The 20942-nt window shown below is 68.7% G+C and carries 19 protein-coding genes; 6 read left to right on the top strand and 13 right to left on the bottom strand.

Going from position 1 to position 20942, the window contains the following annotated elements:
• The first annotated feature begins 12 nt into the window (after window positions 1-12).
• The 4 genes from xsc to ACFSZT_RS14480 are packed head-to-tail and all read left to right on the top strand — an operon-like array spanning window position 13 to window position 4424.
• Complete coding sequence (gene xsc / locus ACFSZT_RS14495; protein WP_377392637.1) at window positions 13-1749, top strand: sulfoacetaldehyde acetyltransferase; 1737 nt, start codon at window positions 13-15, stop codon at window positions 1747-1749.
• Between the two features lie 26 nt (window positions 1750-1775).
• On the top strand, window positions 1776-2831 hold the full coding sequence (locus ACFSZT_RS14490; protein WP_377392639.1) for a phosphotransacetylase: 1056 nt from the start codon (window positions 1776-1778) through the stop codon (window positions 2829-2831).
• A 14-nt stretch (window positions 2832-2845) separates the two neighbouring features.
• On the top strand, window positions 2846-4207 hold the full coding sequence (locus ACFSZT_RS14485) for an MFS transporter (RefSeq protein WP_377392641.1): 1362 nt from the start codon (window positions 2846-2848) through the stop codon (window positions 4205-4207).
• Entirely contained in the window at window positions 4164-4424 is a 261-nt protein-coding gene (locus ACFSZT_RS14480; RefSeq protein ID WP_377392644.1) for an SDR family NAD(P)-dependent oxidoreductase, read from the top strand. Before ACFSZT_RS14485 ends, ACFSZT_RS14480 begins: the two co-directional genes overlap by 44 nt.
• A gap of 286 nt (window positions 4425-4710) precedes the next feature.
• On the opposite strand, the gene ACFSZT_RS14475 is transcribed toward ACFSZT_RS14480, so the two are convergent.
• From ACFSZT_RS14475 to ACFSZT_RS14460, 4 genes are all read right to left on the bottom strand, one after another.
• A complete protein-coding gene (locus ACFSZT_RS14475) occupies window positions 4711-5214 on the bottom strand; it encodes a TIGR00366 family protein (protein WP_377392647.1) in 504 nt (167 codons plus the stop codon).
• Window positions 5215-5252: 38 nt separating this feature from the next.
• Window positions 5253-6626: an SLC13 family permease gene (locus ACFSZT_RS14470; protein ID WP_377392650.1), complete on the bottom strand. Its 1374-nt coding sequence runs from the start codon at window positions 6624-6626 to the stop codon at window positions 5253-5255.
• A gap of 65 nt (window positions 6627-6691) precedes the next feature.
• A complete protein-coding gene (locus tag ACFSZT_RS14465; RefSeq protein ID WP_377392653.1) occupies window positions 6692-7099 on the bottom strand; it encodes an aconitase X swivel domain-containing protein in 408 nt (135 codons plus the stop codon).
• Window positions 7100-7104: 5 nt separating this feature from the next.
• Entirely contained in the window at window positions 7105-8340 is a 1236-nt protein-coding gene (locus ACFSZT_RS14460; RefSeq protein ID WP_377392656.1) for an aconitase X, read from the bottom strand.
• Between the two features lie 124 nt (window positions 8341-8464).
• On the opposite strand from ACFSZT_RS14460, the gene ACFSZT_RS14455 reads away from it, so the two are divergent.
• On the top strand, window positions 8465-9751 hold the full coding sequence (locus ACFSZT_RS14455) for a hydroxyacid-oxoacid transhydrogenase (protein ID WP_377392659.1): 1287 nt from the start codon (window positions 8465-8467) through the stop codon (window positions 9749-9751).
• Window positions 9752-9818: 67 nt separating this feature from the next.
• Here the strand turns inward: ACFSZT_RS14455 and ACFSZT_RS14450 are convergent, their stop codons facing one another.
• The gene (locus tag ACFSZT_RS14450) at window positions 9819-10367 is read right to left on the bottom strand and encodes a dihydrofolate reductase family protein (protein WP_377478259.1); all 549 of its coding nucleotides are present in this window, start codon (window positions 10365-10367) and stop codon (window positions 9819-9821) included.
• Window positions 10368-10526: 159 nt separating this feature from the next.
• Here ACFSZT_RS14450 and ACFSZT_RS14445 point away from each other — a divergent pair, with 159 nt between their 5' ends.
• Window positions 10527-11105: a hypothetical protein gene (locus ACFSZT_RS14445; protein ID WP_377392031.1), complete on the top strand. Its 579-nt coding sequence runs from the start codon at window positions 10527-10529 to the stop codon at window positions 11103-11105.
• Between the two features lie 1057 nt (window positions 11106-12162).
• On the opposite strand, the gene ACFSZT_RS14440 is transcribed toward ACFSZT_RS14445, so the two are convergent.
• Genes ACFSZT_RS14440 through ACFSZT_RS14405 form a run of 8 tightly spaced genes read right to left on the bottom strand, consistent with a single transcriptional unit; the run spans window position 12163 to window position 20815 of the window.
• On the bottom strand, window positions 12163-13065 hold the full coding sequence (locus ACFSZT_RS14440) for a PaaX family transcriptional regulator (protein ID WP_377392034.1): 903 nt from the start codon (window positions 13063-13065) through the stop codon (window positions 12163-12165).
• Between the two features lie 10 nt (window positions 13066-13075).
• Window positions 13076-14182 (bottom strand): CapA family protein, encoded by a 1107-nt coding sequence (locus tag ACFSZT_RS14435; protein ID WP_377392037.1) that lies wholly within the window; start codon window positions 14180-14182, stop codon window positions 13076-13078.
• Window positions 14179-15528: an MmgE/PrpD family protein gene (locus ACFSZT_RS14430; RefSeq protein ID WP_377392039.1), complete on the bottom strand. Its 1350-nt coding sequence runs from the start codon at window positions 15526-15528 to the stop codon at window positions 14179-14181. The genes ACFSZT_RS14435 and ACFSZT_RS14430 overlap by 4 nt, the downstream gene beginning before the upstream one ends.
• Window positions 15525-16484 (bottom strand): ABC transporter ATP-binding protein, encoded by a 960-nt coding sequence (locus tag ACFSZT_RS14425; RefSeq protein WP_377392042.1) that lies wholly within the window; start codon window positions 16482-16484, stop codon window positions 15525-15527. The genes ACFSZT_RS14430 and ACFSZT_RS14425 overlap by 4 nt, the downstream gene beginning before the upstream one ends.
• Window positions 16481-17461, bottom strand: a complete 981-nt coding sequence (locus tag ACFSZT_RS14420) for an ABC transporter ATP-binding protein (protein WP_377392045.1) — start codon at window positions 17459-17461, stop codon at window positions 16481-16483. Before ACFSZT_RS14420 ends, ACFSZT_RS14425 begins: the two co-directional genes overlap by 4 nt.
• Window positions 17458-18333 (bottom strand): ABC transporter permease, encoded by an 876-nt coding sequence (locus tag ACFSZT_RS14415; protein WP_377392048.1) that lies wholly within the window; start codon window positions 18331-18333, stop codon window positions 17458-17460. Before ACFSZT_RS14415 ends, ACFSZT_RS14420 begins: the two co-directional genes overlap by 4 nt.
• Window positions 18330-19280 (bottom strand): ABC transporter permease, encoded by a 951-nt coding sequence (locus ACFSZT_RS14410; RefSeq protein ID WP_377392051.1) that lies wholly within the window; start codon window positions 19278-19280, stop codon window positions 18330-18332. Before ACFSZT_RS14410 ends, ACFSZT_RS14415 begins: the two co-directional genes overlap by 4 nt.
• Window positions 19277-20815, bottom strand: coding sequence for an ABC transporter substrate-binding protein (locus ACFSZT_RS14405; protein ID WP_377392054.1), 1539 nt, complete (start codon window positions 20813-20815; stop codon window positions 19277-19279). Before ACFSZT_RS14405 ends, ACFSZT_RS14410 begins: the two co-directional genes overlap by 4 nt.
• Window positions 20816-20942 lie beyond the last annotated feature (127 nt).

The raw sequence follows: 20942 nt of genomic DNA, 5'->3' as shown, positions 1-20942 counted from the left end.
CCCTGGGAGGCAATGGTGCCTGAGTACAGCGGCCCGACGACGATGTCGGCGAGCGAAGCGTTCGTCGAGCAGCTGGTGGCCGAAGGCGTCACCCTGGTGCCGGGCATCGTGGGCTCGGCCTATATGGACGCGCTGGACCTCTTCCCGGACGCCGGCATCCGGTTCCTGCCGGTTGCGCACGAGCAGAACGCCGCCCATATGGCGGACGGGTACGCCCGCGTCACCGGCAGGCCGACGGCCGTTGTCGCCCAGAACGGGCCGGGCATCACCAACTTCGTCACGGCCGTCACCGCCGCGTACTGGGCGCACACGCCGATGGTCGTGATCACACCCTCGGCCGGCTCCGCGGGCGTCGGCCTCGGTGGGTTCCAGGAGACCGACCAGCTCCCGATCTTCTCGAAGATCACCAAATGGCAAGTACAGGTGAACCGCCCCGATCGGATGTCGGAGTTGCTGCGCAGGGCGTTCTACGTCGCGAAGGCGGAGAACGGGCCCGTGCAGGTCGACATCCCCCGCGACTACTTCTACGGCACGGCCGAGTACGACATCTACCCGTCGGCGGAGCTACGGCGCGGGCCCGGTGACGCCGAGCGGCTCCGAGCGGCCGCCGCGCTGCTGGCCAACGCCCGCAAGCCGGTGATCATCGCGGGCGGCGGCGTCGTCGCCGCGGACGGAGTCGAGGAGGTCGCCGCCCTCGCCGAGTACCTCACCGCGCCTGTGGCGAACTCCTACCTGCACAACGATTCGTTCCCGTACAGCCACCGGCTAGCCGTCGGTCCACTGGGCTACCAGGGCTCCAAAGCGGCCATGCGCCTGATCTCCGAAGCCGATGTGGTGCTGGCCCTCGGCTGCCGCCTGAACCCGTTCGGCACGCTCCCCCAGCACGGCCTCGACTACTGGCCCTCCGACGCGAAGATCATCCAGATCGACGCCGACCACCGCAGGCTCGGGCTGACCAAGAAGATCGAGCTGGGCATCTGCGGGGACGCGAAATCCTCGGCCGCGGAGCTCATCCGGCTGCTCAAAGCCGAGCAGGCCGATCGGCGCCCGGACTCGCACCGGCTCGCGCGGATCGCCGACGAGAAGGCGGCCTGGGCCGACGAGCTCGAGACCTGGAGCTCCCGCAGCGGGGAGCCGATCAGCCCTCGCCGGGCGCTGTCGTTGATCCGCGACGTCCTGCCGCAGGATGCAATCGTGTCGACCGACATCGGCAACATCTGCTCGGTCTCCAACTCGTACCTGCATTTCGAGACGCCCCGCAGCTTCCTCGCCGCGATGACCTTCGGCAACTGCGGCTACGCCTACCCGACCGCGCTGGGCGCCAAGTTGGCGGCACCCGACCGGCCCGTGCTGTCCTATGTCGGTGACGGTGCGTGGGGAATGAGTCTGGCCGAGGTGATGACCGCGGTCCGCGAGGACATCCCCGTCGTCTCCGTGGTGTGGAACAACAAGCAATGGGGCGCGGAGAAGAAGAACCAGGTGATCTGGTTCGGCGACCGGTATGTCGGATCCAACTTGGACAATCCCGACTTCGCCGAGATCGCGCGTGCGATGGGCGCCAACGGGATCACCGCGAGCACCGAGGACGACATCCAGCCCGCGATCAAGGAAGCCCTCGACTCAGGCCGCCCCACGGTGGTCCAGGTCCACGCCGACCCCCTCGAGCTGGGCGACCCCTTCCGCCGGGACGCCATGCGCTACCCACAGCGCCACCTGGACAAGTACGCGCACCTCTCCGCGAACGCCTGACCGGACTCGCCCGGGAAGGAGGCACGATGAGCGACACGGCGGTGGGGCCGGTACCCGCCCCCGCGTGGCCGGCCGGCGGGCCGCCCACCGCCGAGCTCGTCGCCCACTGGCGGGAACGGCTCACCCGGCGGCCGGCCCGGGTCCTACTCGCCGACGGGGAGGATCCGCGCGCGATCGGCGCGGCAACCCGGCTGCACGAGCAGGGTGGCCCCGAGGTCCGGCTCCTCGGCAGGCCGGAACGCGTCCACACGGCGAGCGGCGGTCCCATTCCGCCGTCGCTCGTCGTGGATCCGCGTCAGCTCGCCAGGGAGGCCGCGGTGGCGCGGAGAATGCGGGCGGCGTTCGCGCACCGGCCGGCGTCATGTTACCGAGCCGCCCGCTGCGACCCTCTCTACAGCGCGGCGGCCGCCGTGCGGGCCGACCTGTTCGACGCCTGTGTCGCGGGGGCCGCGCGCCCCACGGCCGACGTGCTGCGCGCCGCGCTCAGGTTGATCGGGCCCGCACCCGGAGTCCGGCACATCAGCAGCGTCTTCCTCATGGCCCTCACCGACGGCCGGGTACTGGCGTTCGCCGACTGTGCGGTTCTCCCGGACCCGGATGCCGAGCAGCTCGCCGACGTCGCGGTGGCGGCAGCGGAGAACTACCGCACACTCACCTCCCGGCACCCCGTCGTCGCCATGCTTTCCTTCAGTACGCAAGGCAGTGCGCGGCATCCGTCGGTCGACAAGGTGCGCACGGCGACGGCCCTCGTGCGCGAGCGCCTCCCAGGCGTACCCGTGGACGGTGAGCTGCAACTGGACGCCGCCCTGGTGGCCGCGGTGGCGCGGACGAAGGCGCCCGATTCGGCCGTCGCCGGGCGCGCCAACGTGCTGGTGTTCCCGAACCTCGACGCGGGCAATATCGGCTACAAGATCGCGGAACGCCTGGGCGGCGCAACCGCGCTCGGCCCGATCCTGCAGGGCCTTCGGGCCCCGTTAAACGACCTGTCCCGCGGATGCAGCAGTCACGACATCGAGGTCATGGCTCTCATCAGCGGAGTACAGTCTCTCGATTCCACATCGGAGCGTGGCCCCACAACGTAGTGGAGGTAGAAGCCGTGGCTGACTCACCGAGCACTGTGGACGATCGGCCTTCGGTTGGCAAGGTCGCCCTGGCCTCGTCGATCGGCGCGGCCATCGAGTGGTACGACTTCTTTCTCTACGGCACCGCGGCGGGGCTGGTGTTCAACAAGCTCTTCTTCACCAACCTCGACCCCACAACGGGAACCATCGTCTCGTTCGCCACCTTCGCGGCCGGTTTCCTGGCCAGGCCGCTGGGCAGCGTGGTGTTCGGGCATTTCGGCGACCGCGTCGGCCGGAAGAAGATGCTGATCGCCACGCTGATCATCATGGGTGTGGGCACGACAGCGATCGGGTTGCTCCCGACCTACGACACGATCGGCGTGGCCGCTCCGGTGCTGTTGGTGCTGATGCGGCTCGTCCAGGGCATCGGCGTCGGCGGCGAATACGGTGGCGCGGTGCTGATGGCGGTGGAGTACGCACCACGGGACCGCCGCGGATTCTTCGGCAGCTGGCCGCAGGCCGGCGTTCCCGCAGGCCTGCTGATGGCGTCGGGCGCCTTCGCGCTGCTGTCCCTCCTGCCGGAAGAGGCCTTCCTGACCTGGGGTTGGCGGATCGCCTTCGTCGCGAGCCTCGCGCTGGTTGCCGTCGGGCTCTACATCCGCCTGCAGGTGCTGGAAACCCCGGCGTTCGCCACCGTCCGGGAACGCCAGGAAGCGGTGAAGGTACCGTTCGCCACGATGCTCAGGACCCAGCCGAAGGAGTTCCTCCTGGGCATGGGAACGCGCTGGATCGAAGGGCTCGCGTTCAACGCGTTCGGCGTGCTCATCGTCTCGTACGTCGCCAACGATCTCGGGCTGCCGCAGTCGGTCGGTCTCACCGGCGTGGCACTCGCCTCGGCCGTGGGGATCATCTTCATCCCGATCTACGGCGGTCTGTCCGACCGGTGGGGGCGGAAACCCGTTTACACGGCCGGAGTGGTGCTGACCGCGCTGCTCGCCGGACCTACCTTCCTGCTGGTGCGGACCGAAGATACGGCGCTGGTATGGCTGGGGATCGTACTCTCTCTGGGGGTGGTCTACACGGCGGTCTACGCTCCGCTCGCCGCGTTCTGGTCCGAATTGTTCGACACACGCGTTCGCTACACGGGCGTGGGCTCCGTGTACCAGTTCTCGGGGATCGTCGCGAGCGGTCTGACGCCGCTCATCGGCAGCGTGCTCATCGCCGCGGGCGGGGGCAGCCCGTGGTACTTCGTCGCCTACCTCGTCGTCGTCGCCGTCATCAGCCTGGTGTGCGCCTCGTTCCTGCCGGAAACCTACCGCCGGGACATCATGCCGACCGCCGGGCACGCGGTCCGTGGCGACCAGGCCGTGCACGAAGGCACCCCCGACTGGCGGTGACCTCGTCAACCCGCCGCCCGGAACGCTCCCCGATCTCGCCGGCCGCTGCCGCGATCAGGAAGCTCGCCGGCGAACTCGGGGAATGGACGTCCTCGTGAACAACGCGGATATCGCGGCGGCCACGCGGTTTGCGGAGGTGACTGCCGAACGCTGGCGGCACACGATGACGGTCGACCTCGACGGCGTGTTCCACTGCACGCACGCGGCCCTACCGTAGCTGGCCGCTTCCCCCGACGCGGCCGTGGTGAACATGGCGTCGACCGCCGGCGCTCGAACAGCCGTACGTCGAGCGTCGCCTACGCGGCGGCCAAGGGTTGCGCGGTGGCCATGACGCGCCAGCTGACCCGCGAGCTGCCTGCCGACGTATCCGGGTGTCCCGCGTTGGTGGACACGGCCATGGGCCGCAACGTGCCTCCGCAACGGCTTGCCGAGCTAATCGCCGACATGCCCCTCGGCAAGCTCGCACAGCCTTCGAACGTGGCTGCGTGGTCGGTGCGACCCGGCTACAGCACCAGCAGCCCGGCCCCGATCACGACACCGCTCACCACCAGCGCCACTGCCGTGTACCCCATGATCTGCCGGACACCGAGGCCGGCGATCGCGAGCATCGGAATCGCCTGGAGCGGCTGCACCATGTGTGTCCAGGCGTCACCCCACGCGACCCCCATGGCCGTTGCCGCGGGATCAGCCCCGATCCGCTCAGCCGCCTCGGTGACGATCGGCCCGCGGAGGGGACGAACATGTTCACGATGCCGCCACCTCGACGAACGGCGGCTCGGCGGCTCGCCCGGCTTGCCCCCGAGCCGTAGAACGTGCCGACCATCGGCGCCCGCACGCAGACCCAGTGGGAGGCCACGTCCGGCCGGCGCCTCGGGAGGCGCGTCCGGTGGCGTGCCGCGCCGGAGGTTGATGCGCGGGCCATTCCACTCGACGGTCACCTCACAACTCTCGATACGGTGCGCGGGCTGAAGGATCTCGCCGACCTCCGCGAAGGCCAGTTCGGCCACGGACGCCTCCTCCACTCGTCACTGGGACGGGCCGATCGTCACAGCAGGACGACGAACAGCAGCCAGCTGAGCAGCGGTGCCAGCGCGATCACGACCACCGACCACAGCAGCAGGCGGCGGAAGAACAGTCGCGGCTCCATGCTCTTCTGGTTAGCGACGAGCAGTGCGCCGTTGGTGGACAGCGGGCTGACGTCGACCACGCTGGACGCGACACCGATCGCGCTGATGGTTCCGAGCATCGGCAGCATGCCGTCCTCCAGCACGGGCACAGCGAGCGGAATCGAGGCACCGAGCACGCCGGCCGTCGAGGCAAAGGCGGAGATGACCCCGCCGATGTAGCACGCGGCCAGTGCGGTCAGCAGCGGGCTGCCGGTGGACGTCAACAACTCGCTGAGGTAGTCGATCGTGCCGATCTCCGAGAGCACACCGACATAGGTCAGCACGCCGCACACGAGAAGCACGGCCGACCAAGGGATGAGCTTGACGCACTCGCCGTAGCGGTTCGGGGACAGCAGCGTGAGCGCGACCGCAAGGGTGAGCGCGACGAACCCGACGTCCAAGCCGAACAGCATCGTGCTGAGGACAAGGCCGACGATGGCGACGAGAGTGGCGACCTGATGCACCGCGTCGCTCGTCCGCGACCTCGGCCGATCGTCACCGCAGGCCTCCTCGGGCGCGCCGGCGTCGCTGTCGTCGTCCGTGCCGACGAGATCGGCCGGCGGCCGCGCCATGGCACCGGGCCCCCGGCCGGGCCCCATCAACGCCGGCTCCCCGGTCGGCGCGGTCACCTGCTCCCGCTGCCGGCGCCGCACCAAGGACACGCCACCGAACACGGCGAACACCACGCAGGCCGCGACGACGTTGAACAGCAGACTGTTGACGAACAGACCCATCGGATCGCTCGGCAGATCACGGCCTTCCAACAGACCGTTCGTGATGGCGCCGAAGGGGCTCAGCGGCGAGAAGGAACCAGCCGTCGCGCCCTGCACCACCATCAAGCCCATGAGCAGCGGGTTCACCTTGTGCTGCGCGGCGAAGCGCAGGGCGACCGGGGCGACGATGGCCACCGCCGCGGCACTCAGGGCACCAGCGGCCGCGACGAACGCGGCGAGGAAGAACATCAGCCACGGTATTGCCGCGACCCGGTGTCCGACCATCCGCATCGACACGTCGATGATGCGCTGCAGTGTTCCGTTCTCCTGCGCGAGCGCGAAGAGATAGGTCACACCGACGATCAGGACGAACAGGTCTCCCGGGAAGTTGCCGATGACGGCATCCGCGTCCAGGCCGCCGAAGCCGACGCCTACGACGAAGGCGGCCACGAGTGCGAGGATCCCCAGGTTGATCGACAGGAATGAAGCCAGGACAAACATGGATACGAGAATCAGCAACGCGAGGATCTGCACGTTCATGGTCGCGCGACTCCGTCCTCATTGACTAGTCAGCGTCGTCCCGCCGTGGTCCGGGCGGGCTTCGGTCAATCGTCGAGGGCCTCCACCCGGCCCTCGTACGGCACCACGCGCACCAGCTGCCCGGTGCGGATGGTCCTCACCGGGTCCACATCGAGCCGGTGCATGATCGGTATTCCGGCGAACACGGCTCCCTGCACCAGGACCGGGTTCGTCGTCCGCAGCAGCAACGCGGCCGGCGCCAAGCCGCGGCTACGGAGGTCGAGCAGCCGCCAGCCCGTGGCAGTGCCCCCTTTCGCGGTCGGCACCACGAGCACTCTGCCCGCGACCGACTCGCCGAACAAATCGTGCGATCTTCTACTGATCACGCCGGTGGTGTGATCGAGGTCGTAGCGGGCGCTGAACGCGTCGGTGGACACCAAGGCACGCGCTTCGACCACCTCTCCGAATCCGATCGGCCCGACGAGTTGTTGCACGGTTCTCACCCCACGATCCGGGCGTTGACAGCAGCGTCCACACACGCCTCGGTCGTCCGGAACACGGGTGTGTAGCCGTATCCGCCGACGATGTTGGCGAGCTTGGCGGAGTTGGTGACGATCGTGCGCAGGTTGTTGCGCCGCGCCAGATCCCGCGCTGTCATCAGGTAGAAGCACACGCCGCTGAGGAGCCGGACGCCGGCGGCCCGCAGCGTCTCGGCGTAGCCGTACTCCTCGGCGGAGCGCAGCACCGCCGCGCTCGTGGTCGCGAACACCGGGCAGCGGGCGGTGCGTCCTTCGAACAGAGCCGCCAGCTCCGCGAGTTCGAACGTGGACAGCTGGGGCGTCCCGAACACGACGATATCCGGTGCCGCACCACCTGCGGGAAAACTGAGATACGCGCTCTCCAGCGCGGCGCGGTCGATCCGCATGGATGCCCACGGCTCGTTGCCCCCGAACGCGTCTGCCCTCGTGCGCGCCTCCGGGGTCACGCCGACCAGATGGAACATCGCGTGGGAGCCGTAGCTGGCCAGTGCCGCACCCAGCTGCTTGACCTCGTCCGGTCCAGGATTGCGCTGCCCGCCGTCGATCACCGGAACCTCCCAGTAACCGGGGAACCGGCGCCCCACCAGGCAGCCCAGCGCGCCCCAGTCGGAGGCGTTCCGCGGTTCCTCGGCCAGCTCAACGAGCACGGTGCCCCTCCTGCACTCGTCGAGGTGGAAGCCGTACTCGGGCACTCGTCCGGTCAGCGCGGCGGCGACCGCGGCCGGCCCTCCCTCGAAGTTGCTCCGGGATCCGGCGACAGCGTTGGCGTAAATGACCGTTCCGGTGTCACCCCACGCTAGGTGCTCGCCACCGTGCGGAACGTCGACCGTCTGGTAGTTGATGCACGTGTTCGTCGGCATCGCGCCCATTCGTACCATCGCCGCCAGAATCCGTCGCTCGATGTCCACAATAGATTCGTCTTGGCCGATCTCGAGCGCACAGGAGAAGTCGGTGGAGCGCGGGTCCAGCGTGAGTGGGATCCGGGTGCGGGCGCCCTGATCGGCAAGGTCCTCGAGAAAGCGGACACCTGGTTCGCCGAGCGCCTCGCCGTCACAGTGGGCGTGCGCGCTGCGTACCTGCACGAACCGCTGCGCACCGAAGAAACGTCCGACGGCGAGCTGATAGTCCATCGCCCATTTGACTGCGGGGCCAACCGAACCGGCCGCCAGGGCTTCTTCTTCTGCAGTCAGTTGCACGAGACCTCCACGGCGTTACCGGACCTCGATGACGCTCGGCTGTGGCGTTGGTCACCCAAGCTAGCTACGTTGGAAGAACATGTCAATATCTGGAATAACCGCTGGAAGACGGAGGTACCGAGCAATGACGCCACCGACCATGCCCGCATTCCAGGCCAACGAGAGCGTGTTCACCTGGGCCGCTCCCCCGCTGAAGTTCGGAACGGGAGCACTGAACGAGATCGGCACGGACGCGGCTGCGATGGGTGTGTCCTCGTGTCTTGTCATCACCGACCCGGGCGTCCGGGAACACGGCGTCCCGGACCTCGTTCACGACCTCCTGCTGAAGGCCGGCATCAAGGCAGAGGTGTTCGACGGTGTCGCGATCGAGCCGACCGACCGGAGTATCGCCACCGCCGCCGAGGCCGGGCGCAGCCGAGCCTGGGACTGCTTCGTCGCGGTCGGTGGCGGTTCCACGATTGACACCGCCAAAGCAGTCAACCTGCTGACGACGCACCCGGGCGAACTGCTCGACTTCGTGACGCCGCCGATCGGCGCGGGCAAAGCGCCGTGGCTCCCGCTCAAACCTCTGATCGCAGTACCGACGACCGCGGGCACGGGATCGGAGTCCACGACGATCTGCGTCGTGGACCTGCTGGGGTTACGGCTCAAGGCCGGGGTGAGCCATCCCCGCCTGCGCCCCTCGCTCGCCGTCATCGACCCGCGCACGACCCTGAGCCTGCCCCCGGAAGTCACTGCGGCCAGCGGGATGGACGTGTTGTGCCACGCGCTCGAGAGTTACACCTCCGTACCGTTCGACGCCAAGCGTGCACCGGACGACCCGCAGCGCCGGCCCGCGTTCTGCGGCGCGAACCCGATCAGCGACATCTGGTGCGAAACCGCGCTCCGGCTCGTCGGCGCCAACCTCCGCGCCGCCGTTTTCAACGGACGCGACCTCCGCGCCCGCACCGCCATGGCCCTGGCCTCGACATATGCGGGCACCGGCTTCGGCAACGCCGGCACCCACCTCCCGCACGCCGCGTCCTATCCGGTCGCGGGCGCTGTCAGGGAGTACCGCGCGGCGGGGTACCCCGCGATGCCGATGGTGCCCCACGGACAGGCGGTGTCGGTCACGGCGCCCGCGGTGTTCCGCTGGACCTATCCCGCGGATCCGGCACGCCACCTCCGCGCCGCGGAACTGCTGTCCGGCCGCACGTTCACCACCACCGACGGTCCGGAGGCGCTGCCGAACATCCTCAGCGAATTGATGAGCGACATCGGGATGCCGAGCGGGTTGCACGCCTTCGGCTACGCCGAGGACGACACCGAGGTGCTCGTGGACGGAACACTGAAGCAGACCCGGCAACTCGCCGTCACGCCACGTCCGGTCGACCGGAATGCTCTCGCGGACATCTTCCGGCGATCCACCTGACCGGCCTGATCTCATCCCCGGCACCGAGCAGCGTGGGTTCTGTCGACCCGGGTCACAACGTCAGACCTCACCAGTGGACGACGTCGTGGACGAGCTTCTGGATTCCGTTGGCGTAGGACTCGCTCTCCACCAGCTTGAGCTTCTGCTTGTCCTTGTCGGTGTCGCTGAACAGCCGCTTGCCCGCGCCGAGCAGCACTGGGAACAGCAGCAGGTGGTAGCGGTCGATCAGGCCCGCGTCGGACAGGTTGCGGTTCAACCTCGCGCTGCCGTGGATGATGATCGGCCCGCCCTCGGTGTCCTTGAGCGCGGCGACGTCGTCGAGGGACCGCAGGATCGTCGTCTGGCCCCAGTTGGACACCAGGTCGTCGTCCCGCAGCGTGGTGGACACGACGTACTTGGGCATCACGTTGTAGCCGGGGAACTCGTCGGTCATGTCCGGCCACACCCGCGAGAACGCCTCGTAGCTGACGCGGCCCAGCAGCATGGCCGAGGCCTCCTCCTGCTCGCGACCCTTGATCTCGTAGGCGGCCTCGTCGAACTCGATGCCCTCGACGGTCCACCCCGAGTTGCGGTAGCCCGGTTCTCCCCCCGGCGCCTCGATGACGCCGTCAGCCATGTACCGACTGGCGCGGTTGCTCGCCGATCCCCGTCGCCGACGACGTGAAGGACCGCGAGTGTCCCACCTCCCGCAGATCACGACACCGCATCACTCCGTCCCGCCCCGTTACGGGTTCCCAAATCAACACGAAGAGCCCTGCAACGGGGAGGAACCACCATGACAGACACCTGGACCAGCGACGACCTCTCGCCGGTCGACAACAACGACACCACTCGCGAGTCGCGCCGCCGCGGATCGTGGCTGCCATCGATCATCGCGATCGCCTGCCTCGCCGGTGGGGCAGCGATGGGATACACGGCCCACGAGTGGATGGTCGAACCCGAGATCGTCACCCGGGAAGTTCCGGGAAAGATCCCACAGGAAGATTTGGACGCCTACGAAGCCGGGGTATTGGCCAATCAGGACCGCGAAGCGGAACTGAACGGCCGCGAAGCCGAACTCGACAACCGGGAAGCCTCGCTCGTCGAGCGCGAAACGGCGGTCACAGAGCAGGAACAGATCATCGCCGCGAACATCATCACCGATGGCGTGTGGACGGTCGGTGTCGACATCGACCCGGGCACGTATCGGGCGCAGGGCGTATCCGACATGTGCTATTGGGAGATCACCGCCTCAGGGTCGAACGGATACGACATCGTCGAGAACGACCTGCCCGGCGGCGGAAATCCAACGGTCACCCTGTCCGATGGCCAGGACTTCACCACCCACAGCTGCGGCGAATGGCGCAAGCAGTAACCCCAACGTTCCGTCGCAACCCGTTCCCGGAGCGGAGCGGGCAGCGACGTGCGGTTGTCGACCGTAGTTCGGGAGGAGTCCTTCCGGCGGGCCTGCCTCGGACAGCAGGCTCAGGAGAAATCCAGCAGCGGGCCGGGCCAGACCACTGGCTTGGACGTCGGCGGCACAGCAACGTGGCAGGAGCAAGCAGCTGAATCCCCCGAACGCCCGAACGCTGAGTGTTCTGGTCACCGGCGGCACGGCCTGCGCAGCTGTTCCGCCGGCACCCGGCAAACGACCCGGTGCTTCATGCCGCATAGCGCGTCCACCGCCGGTGGATGCTCGGTGGCACCGGCTCAAGCTCGACAATCACATCTCGCGATCCGGCCGCGTCCGCGAACGCCAGCAGCCAGCTCGCTGGGATACCCGGGCTCTGGCGAGCGCACACGTGGCTCCAACCGGGTGAGCTGTCTGCTCCGGTCGCGTGGTAGTGGCCGTGCCGCGCCACGCGTACGGCTCGGCGCGCGGCACTCTGGGAGTTGTGGATGTCGACGACTCTGCGCCCGCAGGACTGTTCGCTCTGCCTCCGCGATCCGCGCGTTCTCGGGGTGAACCGCGAGCGCTGCAGCGGCAGGTACACCACGCCTCGCCCAGGGCACGACGCTCGGTGGTGCCACCGGAAGCATGGGCGGCGGCGCATCCCGGTGCGCATGGCCGCGCGCCCAGCGGGACGGTTCATCTGGTCACCGAACAGTGGCTGCCGGCGTGCGGCGCCCCGATCGGCGGGTGGGATCACCGCGTACTGGAACCCACCGACGACGAGGTGACCTGCCGCCGCTGTACCGATGGGCTGCCGCATACCCAAGCCGACGCACAACAAGGCGAGCTGTTCACTCTGGCAGACCTTCGGCGCGCGGCGTCGCGAAAGCGACACTCGGGCTCAAATCGAGTGCCGGAACGTCTTGATCGAGAGACCTAGCAACACCCGGGACGTCGGCGGATGGAGCTCGGTCGCCGAACGGTCGCACCATGTCGCACTCGGTGCGCTCACCCGTGACCGAACAGGTATCGAGTACACCTAGGCGGGCCCCTCGACCGAGCGAGCCTCCACCTGATCCACGAGCTCGGGCGCGTACTCGGCGACGATCTGGCGGACCCGGTAGAGCGCCGGTACCCGCAAGCCGTCGTACACCGCAGCCCAGAGGCGCCTGGCCTCCCACGCCGGCCAGTCACCGGGTAGCAACTCGGGCGGAAGATCGGGCACGTCGTTGACCAGGCTGACCCACCGAACCATCAGCTGTGTGCGCGACCGCAGCGCCTCCACCGGCGCGACCAGACCGGCCCGCACCCGGCGATCGAGCTCCGCGGTCTCCTCCACGAACCGCTCGCACTCGACACGTACCGCGTCCAGATCCCACGCGTCGAGGGCACGACCGAAGTCGACGCCGCTGCCGGCCTCCTGCCCGACGAACACCGTCGCCGCACCGATCCGGGTTTCCGCGAGCACCGACCGAGCCTGCTGGTCCCGCACACCGGGGCACACCCAGACGCCGTCGTAGAGCGGCGCGAAGCCGAGCCACCGCAACCGGCTGCGCAAGCGATGACGCAGGTCCCGCTGCTGTTCCGGCACCGAGAAGGCGACACAGGTCCACCGCCCCTCCCACGCCTCACCGGTAGCCCCGAATCCCACGATCCGCTCCCACACCTCTACGAGCGTGGACCGGCCGTGCTCGGTGAGGCCGTACCGGGTCGACCTGCCCGACTTGCTCGCGGTCAGCATGCCCTTCTGCGCGGACCGCCGCAGCGCGGCACGCGCAGCCGCGACGGACACCCCGTACTCGCCGAGCATCTCCGCCACCGCGCCCGCCGGCGCGCACGCGTTCTCGGCCAGCCAGTAGTCCCCGAACAGGGTGCGCAGCAGGCGCTGAGTCTGCGTCGTGGTGTGCGCGGGCATGCCGACCACGATATGCGAGCGCTCCACGACGCCACGGTCAGGCGACGGTCACGAGATTGTCCTCCACCGTGAGTCGCACGGAAAGCCCTTCTTCGGCACTGATGCGCGTGACGTACTCGACCACCTCGGCGAAGCGCGGATCGTCCGGCTCCAGCATTTCCGGCACCGCCATGCGGTCGATGTGGACGGGACGGAAGCCCACCCGACGCACACCCGAGCGATCGAGCTCGCACCGCAGCACCATCGACTTGCGGGAGTCGGGTGGAAAGTTGTACATGCCGCCGATGTCCGGTTCCCAGCCGGGATGCAGGGACAGCAGGTGGCGGAACGTCGGGCGGCTTGCATGCTCGGCGTCCATCGGCAGCTCGATCGCGAAGTTGCCGAGGCTGTAGAAGATAGCCTTGCCCCGGTACACCTCGATGCCCTTGAGGATGTGCGCGTGGTGGCCGAACACCAGGTCGGCGCCCGCGTCGATGGCGGCATGGGCGACCGCGCGTTGGTAGTCGGCGATCTGCGCGTGCGTGAAATGAATGCCCCAGTGCGCCGACACCAGCACCACGTCCGCTTCCTCACGCGCCGCACGGATGTCGTCGAGCAATCCCGCCAGGTCGTCGGGATGTGGGAAGGTCCGCATGTGGTGCGGGGTACCGGGCTGGTCCGGCTCCATCGGTTCGAACACCGTGAACGCGCGCAGCGGAACGACGCCTGGACGGTTACCGGTCGCCCAATAGTCGGCGGGCAGGATGCTGCAGTAGGCCAGCACCGCCACCCGCACGTCATCGACCTCCGTGATGCGCGGTCGGCGGGCTTCCGCCAGGTTCTCCCCGACGCCGAGCGGGGTAAGCCCGGCCGACTCGAGAGCCTTGATCGTGTCGCGGAACCCCTCGAAGCCCCAATCGAGCGCGTGATTGCTCGCCCAGGACGCCAGGTGGAACCCCGCCCTGCGGAATGCGTGCGCAGCCTTCGGGCTCGTCTTCGACGTGTGCCGGGTCTGCGGGACCCGTTGCCCGCGTTCGGTCAGCGTCATCTCCAGCTGCAGGAAGGCGAGGTCGGCCGTGCCGATCTCCTCGGCCACGTTCGCGAACAGCGAGTCGGCGTCCTCGCGTTCCGGACCGACGTCCCCCACGGCGGCGAAAGTGATCATTGTCCTGGCACTTCCTTCAGGTCGTTGTCCACGGGAACGAGGTCGAGCAGGGCGTCCGCGCGCTCACCGAGGACCGGGCGGGTCAGCCGGTCGAATTTGGCCCTGACCTGGGCCGCGCTCATCGGCTTTCGCGGTGATCCCGGGGCCTCGCCGGTGGCCGTGAGCTCCCTGCCGTCCGACAGGTGAACCGTCACGGTCGCCAGCACGCGCCGCGGAAAGACGGCGTCGGCGCCCGCGTCCAGGTAGCCGGTCACCCGTTGACCGACCTCCGCCACCGCCTCCGGTTCCCGGCCACGCTCGAAGGCGGCGTAGTGCACCGGATCGTTGCCACCGAGCACCAGCTTCGTCGCCAGTGCATGGTGCAGGCTGAGCTGCGCCTCGGTCAGGTCGGCGGGCCGGGGACCGAGCCGCCCGACGTGTGCCAGGGTCGGCCCGTCCAGGCCGACCCGGATCTCGTCGATGTCGGCCGGGCCGAAGCGGTGCCGCTCGATCAGCTCGCCCAGCACGGCAAGTGGTGCCTGCAGCCCGGCGCACACGCACCAGCGTTTGATGCCGAGATCGTGCAACATCCATTGGCGCCCCAGCCCGCGGGTGAGCTCCTCGGGAGCTGCGTGCTCGACGAAGCCGGCCAGAAAACCGCGCTCTCCCTCGATGGCCGCCCTCGGCCCGGTGAGTCCCGCGCCGGCGAGCGCGGCCGCTCGCACCCCCGCCGCGGCGGCGAACCCGCCGTGCAGGCGCTTGACGTCTCCGCCCGTTCGGGTGAACTCGGTCGTGCCGCCGGCCATGGAAGCGGCCAGCCCGAGAGCCGACTGGGTGGTTGCGGCGTCCAGGCCGGACAGACTGGCCGCGGCTGCCGTGGCGCCGAGAACGCCGAGCACGCTGGTGACGTGGAACCCGCGGTCGGACGTCAACGATGGCGTGGTGGCGCGTCCGAACCGGACCGTGATCTCGTAGCCGATCGCCAGGGCCGTCAGCAGGCGGCGGCCTACGGCGTGCAGGTCCTGGGCCACCGCGAGCGCTGCCGGGACCACGGCGCAACCGGGGTGTGACAGTCCGGGTAACGCGTAGTCGTCGATCTCGAACCCGTGCGCCGCCGTGCCGTTGACAAGGGCGGCCCATTCGGGGCGAAGTCGTGGCCCGGCGGGCAGCACCATGCTGTTGCCCGGCGGCGACTGCTCCTCGGCGTAGGCGAGCACCCGACGGGTCCAGGGCCGGCTGTGCCCCACCACGACGGCGGCAAGTGTGTCGAGCAGGTGGGTCCGGGTGCGGGCGAGCACGTCGTCGGGTAGCTCGTCGAAACACGTCGCCGACACCCACTCCGCGAGCTCCCTCGTGGTACCTGTCACGCGGCCGTCCCGTCGGCGGCGACGTGGCAGGCGACGCGCTGACCGTCCGCCACCTGCCGCAGCCGCGGTGTCTCGCTCGCGCAGCGCTCGTGCGCGAGTGGGCATCGGGTCCTGAATGGACACCCGGTGGGCGGGTTCATCGGCGACGGCAGTTCACCCCCCAGAGCCTTGCCCCGGGAGGGACGCTGCGGATCCGGTACCGGGACGGAATCCAGCAGTGCCCGGGTGTACGGGTGCAAGGGCCGGGTGTAGACCCGTTCCGCGTCGCCGATCTCGACGATCCGGCCCAGGTACATCACGGCGACGTGATCGCTGATGGACCGCACCACTGCGAGGTCGTGCGAGATGAACAGCAGCGACAGCCCGTATTCCTGCTTCATGTCCTCGAGCAGGTTCACGACCTGTGCCTGCACCGAGACGTCCAGGGACGCCACGGGCTCGTCGCAGACCAGGATCTTCGGCCGCATGACCATGGCGCGGGCGATCGCGACGCGCTGACACTGTCCGCCGGAGAACTCGTCGGCCCGGCGGTCCCCGACCTGATCCGGGTCCAGCCCCACCGCGACGAGCACCTCGTCGACCCGACGGTGGATCTCCTCCCGCGCCATGCCCGCGATCACCAGGCCCTCGGCGACCAGGTCCTTGACGCGGCGCCGGGGATTGAGTGACGCGCGCGCGTCCTGGAAGATCATCTGGATCTTCCGGCGTGCTTCGGCGACCTCGCTGGGGCGGGCACGCGCAAGGTCGACACCGTCGAGGCGGATCGAACCACCGTCGGGGCCGGGAATGCCCAGGAGCGCGCGCCCGGTGGTGGATTTGCCACAGCCGGACTCGCCGACCAGTGACAGCGTCGCGCCCTCGTCCAGGGTGAAGGAGACGTCGCTGACGGCATTGACCACGCCGCCCGGAACCTTGTAGCGCTTGACCAGCCTGTCGACCTCGAGAAGTGTCATCATGCCGCCCGTTCGCCGGAGTGGATACAGCGTGCCCAATGCGCGTCTCCACGCGGTTGCGGAAAGTCCTGACGACACACCGGGGTGGCGAGCTCGCAGCGAGGCGCGAACGAGCAGCCCGCCCCGAGGGCGGTGAGGTCGGCGGCGGCTCCAGGAATGGTGCGCAGGCGCGTGTGCGGCGGGGCATCCGTCCTCGGCACGGCGGCGAGCAGCGACCGCGTATAGGGGTGCCGCGGCGACTCGAATACCTCCGCTGTCGGCCCGTACTCCACGATCCGCCCGGCGTACATCACCGCGGTGGTGTGCGTCCGCCCCGCGATCACCGCCAGGTCGTGGCTCACGAGGATGGTCGCGAGCGAGCGTTCCTCGACCAGCTTGTCCAGCAGATCGAGGATCTGCCGCTGCACGGTCACATCGAGGGCCGTGGTGGCCTCGTCGGCAATCAGCACGTCCGGGGAGCAGGCAAGTGCCATGGCAATGGTGATGCGCTGGCGCATGCCGCCGGAGAACTGATGCGGATAGTGCTTGAGTCTGCTCGCCGGCTCCGGGATGCCGACCTGCTCCAGCAGCTCGACGGCCAGGTCCCGGCGTTCGCGGGCGGAGAGCCCGAGGACGAACCGTGGGGCCTCGCTGATCTGCCGGCCGATCGGCACCACGGGGTTGAGGGCCATCATCGGGTCCTGGAACACGGTGCCGATATAGCGCCCGCGCAGCTTCCGAGCGCGTTCGGGAGGAAGTGCGGTGAGCTCGGTGCCGTTCAGCAAGACCTCGCCCGAGGTTCGTGCGCTTGCAGGTGTGGCTCCGATGACGAACTTCGCCAGCGTCGACTTGCCCGAACCGGACTCTCCGACAAGCCCGAGCACCTCGCCGCGGGCGAGCGAGAGGTCGACTCCGCCGAGTGCGATGACATCGCCGCGCGACGTGGGAATGGCACACCGCGCGTCGCGGACCTCGAGCACAGGTGTGGAGCGGTCGCTCATGCGGAACCCCCGGAAATCCGCCGGCGCAGGTGGTCGCCGATCGTGTTGAAGGCCAGAACAGTGCAGACGATCATCAGCGCCGGTGGGGCCATCAGATAGGGCGCGAGGTGGAGCTGATCCTTGGCCGACGCGATCATCGCTCCCCAGCTCGGCGCCGGTGGCGGGACGCCGACCCCGAGGAAACTCAAGGAGCCTTCGATGACGATCACCAGTGCGACCACGACCACCGAATAGGAGATCACGGGCCGAAGGCTGTTGGGCAGCAGCTCCCGGAAGATGATCCGGCTCCGGCTTGCCCCCAGCGACCGCGCGGCTGCGATGTAATCCCGCTGCATCTGTGCCATCGCCGCGGCACGGGTCAGTCGCGCGAACGTCGGCGTGAACAGCAGCCCCAGGCTCAGGAGCAGGGTCGGCACACCTGGGGTGAGCACCGCCGCCAGTGCGAGCAGGACGAGCAGCGGGGGGAAGGAGAGCATCGTGTCGGTCAGCAGGTTGACCACAGTCTCGACCCAGCCGCGGAAGTAGGCCGCGAGCAACCCGCACAGCACACCGAGCACCACCGCGATGGCCGTGGCACCCAGCCCGACCACCAGCGAGATGCGGATCCCGTGGACCAGCCGCGAGAGCACGTCGCGACCGATGCTGTCGGTGCCCAGCAGGTGGCCGAGGTCGGCGAACGCAGGTAGGCGGGGTGGTCCGGCGGGTGCACCGGGGTCGGCCGGGCTGACGACGTCGGCCGCGGCGGCCAGGAGCAGCAGCAGGCCGATCCAGCCGACGGACAGGAGGTAGGCGATCCGGCCGCGACGGGCGGCCCGCGTGGCCCGGTCCAGCCCGGACTCGGCGGCGGCGGGAGCCTCGGCGATAGCTGTCATGTCCGCATCCTTGGGTCGAGAATGGCGTAGGACGTGTCGACCACGGCGTTGATCAGCACGTAGGCCAATGCGACGAGCACGACGATGCCTTGGATCATCGGAATGTCCTTGCCCGGCACCGACTGCAGTGCGAGGTTGCCCAGGCCGGGAAGGCCGAACAGGCTCTCCACCACGATGGAACCGGCCAGCAACCTGCCGAAGGTCACCGCGCCCACGGTCACCAGCGACAACGACGAGGGCCGCAGCACATGCCGCACGAGGATGTACCAGCGAGGCAGCCCCCGCACCGTCGCGGTGCGGACGAAGTCGGTCTGCAACGTGCTGACGACGTCACTGCGTACCAGGCGGTAGAAGGAGGGGAACTCGGCCAGCGCCAGCGCGAGCACGGGCAGCACGACGTAACGGAGGTTCTCCCCCAGCCCGGCCGACAACGGTGCCCATCCGGCCACCGGGAGCAGGCCTGAGGCGACGCCCAGGACGTACACCAGCACGACCCCGAGCACGAAGGTGGGAATCGAGAGCAGCCCCGACGCCGCCTTGGACAACACCCGGTCGAACACGCTGTTCTCCCGGGAGGCCGCTACCACGGCCATCGGCACAGCCGCAGCCAGCGACAACAACAGCGCGAGCACGGTCAGCTCGAGCGTCACGGGCAGACGTTCCAGCAACGCGTCCACAACAGGCTTGTCGCTGTGCACGGAGGTGCCAAGATCGCCGGTCAGCGCCCCGCCCAGCCACTGCAGGTACTGCACGGGAAGCGACTGGTCATAGCCGTGCGCGGCATTGAACGCCGCGATCTGCTCGGGCGTGGCGGTGGGTCCGAGGATGGTGATCGCCGGGTCCCCTGGCATCAAGTTGACCAGGACCGTACCGGCCATGGTGACCAGCAACAGCACCGCCAGCAGGTGCGCGGCACGGCGGGACAACGAGGTCAGCACGCGGCTCATCGCGTCACCCGCAGCCGGTCATAGAGCAGCGAACCGTCGCCCTGCAGGGTCAGTCCCTGCAGACTCGGGGAGTGGACGGTGTAGGGCTTCTGGTTGCGCACCAGCAGCACCGGCACCTCCTCGGCCACGATCCGCTCCACGGTGGCGTAGGCCTCCTTGCGCGCCTCGGCCGACGTCGCGGTACGGCCTGCCTGCAACGCACGATCCAAGTCCGGGTTGGAGTAACCGGGGTAGTTCGTCTGTCCTCCGCTGGAGAGCAGTTTGGACAGATTCGGCTCGGGGTCGCTGACATGCACGATCTGCACCGACAACTGGAAATCTCGCTGGGAGAAGACCTTCTGGTCGATCATCGCGTTGTCGAGGGTTTCGATCTCGACCCGTACACCGGAGAACTGTTGCAATCTGCTCTGCAGGTACTCGCCGGTCCGTACGAAGAACCCACTGGACCCGAGTGACACCGTGAACTCGACCGGCTTACCCTCGCCCGCCAGCTCGTCGAACAACATCTGCGCCCGCTCGGCATCGCTTGCGGGCAGACCGTCCTCACTGTGGTACGGCGACGCGGGCCCGTAGAGGCTCGAACTCGCGCGGGCGCCGGGATCGATCACCGAGGCCATGTCGTCGAGATCGAGCGCGAGCTGCACCGCGCGCCGCGCACGGACGTCGTCGAAAGGCGCACGCGTGGTGTTGAACATCAACATCACGCCCCCGCCGGCGTCCGCTGCGGTGATGTCCAGTCCGTCGGAGCGTGCGGCCTCGATGAACGAGAGTTCCGAGCCGGGCACCGCGGCGTCGGCCTGGCCGGTGGCGACCATGTTGATGCGCTGCACCGGGTCCTTCAGCGTCAAGAAGGTGATCTTGTCCAGCGCAGGCTCGCCCTGGCGGAAATAGTCGTCGTTGCGCACCAGGGTCATTCGGTAGTCCTCCACCCACTCCGCGAGTTTGAACGGCCCTGCACCGACCGGGTTGTGCGCGAAGTCGGGATCGGTGCGGATCGCGGTCGGGGATGCGATGAAGGTCAGGTTCGTGGCGAGGATCTTGTCGAACGCGAGGTTCGGCTCCGCCAGTTCGAGAGTGAGTTCGTACTCACCGGTGGTGCGCACGGTGACGCCGTCGAGCAGGTCCGCGAGGGGCGAGGCCGTGGCCGGGTCCTTGATGCGCTCGTAGTTGAACTTCACCGCCTCGGCGTTCAACGGCGTGCCATCGGTGAACCGCACGTCCGGCCGTAGCCTCATCACCCACTCGTCGCCGACACCGTTGTGCCGCAGTGACGCCCCGAGCTGAGGCCTCACCTCACCAGTCGCGGAGTCCATCCAGAACAACAGGCCGTAGATCGCCGCCATCCGGTTCGCATCGCCGGAGGGGGTCAGGTTGAACAGGCGAGCCGGATCGAGCCCCCGAACGGCGTCCACGCCGAGCACGATCCGGGCCTCCCGGTCGGACGCCGTCTCGCCCTCGGCGCCGGCACACGCGGTTGCTCCCAGCGCCAGCGCAAGCGCGACCACAGTCAGGGCGCGATGTCTGCGTTTCCACATACGTGGTGTCCCATCTCCCGGCCACTCTGCCGTCGGTTGCGGCCGACGATAACACCATGCGTATGACGCCCGTCAAGCACAACGTTGCCTATGGTGAAGACCAAGCCTCTCCAGGTACCGCGCTCGA

This window comes from Prauserella oleivorans, assembly GCF_042685745.1.
GTDB classification, from domain to species: domain Bacteria; phylum Actinomycetota; class Actinomycetes; order Mycobacteriales; family Pseudonocardiaceae; genus Prauserella_A; species Prauserella_A oleivorans.
This window is presented reverse-complemented; position numbering and strand designations above follow the sequence as displayed.

Excerpts from the sequence above, each read along its gene's own strand:
- xsc (WP_377392637.1), top strand. The coding sequence starts at position 13 with ATGGTGCCTGAGTACAGCGGCCCGACGACGATGTCGGCGAGCGAAGCG.
- ACFSZT_RS14490 (WP_377392639.1), top strand. The coding sequence starts at position 1,776 with ATGAGCGACACGGCGGTGGGGCCGGTACCCGCCCCCGCGTGGCCGGCC.
- ACFSZT_RS14470 (WP_377392650.1), bottom strand. The coding sequence starts at position 6,626 with ATGAACGTGCAGATCCTCGCGTTGCTGATTCTCGTATCCATGTTTGTC.
- ACFSZT_RS14455 (WP_377392659.1), top strand. The coding sequence starts at position 8,465 with ATGACGCCACCGACCATGCCCGCATTCCAGGCCAACGAGAGCGTGTTC.
- ACFSZT_RS14450 (WP_377478259.1), bottom strand. The coding sequence starts at position 10,367 with ATGGCTGACGGCGTCATCGAGGCGCCGGGGGGAGAACCGGGCTACCGC.
- ACFSZT_RS14445 (WP_377392031.1), top strand. The coding sequence starts at position 10,527 with ATGACAGACACCTGGACCAGCGACGACCTCTCGCCGGTCGACAACAAC.
- ACFSZT_RS14435 (WP_377392037.1), bottom strand. The coding sequence starts at position 14,182 with ATGATCACTTTCGCCGCCGTGGGGGACGTCGGTCCGGAACGCGAGGAC.
- ACFSZT_RS14425 (WP_377392042.1), bottom strand. The coding sequence starts at position 16,484 with ATGATGACACTTCTCGAGGTCGACAGGCTGGTCAAGCGCTACAAGGTT.
- ACFSZT_RS14420 (WP_377392045.1), bottom strand. The coding sequence starts at position 17,461 with ATGAGCGACCGCTCCACACCTGTGCTCGAGGTCCGCGACGCGCGGTGT.
- ACFSZT_RS14415 (WP_377392048.1), bottom strand. The coding sequence starts at position 18,333 with ATGACAGCTATCGCCGAGGCTCCCGCCGCCGCCGAGTCCGGGCTGGAC.
- ACFSZT_RS14410 (WP_377392051.1), bottom strand. The coding sequence starts at position 19,280 with ATGAGCCGCGTGCTGACCTCGTTGTCCCGCCGTGCCGCGCACCTGCTG.
- ACFSZT_RS14405 (WP_377392054.1), bottom strand. The coding sequence starts at position 20,815 with ATGTGGAAACGCAGACATCGCGCCCTGACTGTGGTCGCGCTTGCGCTG.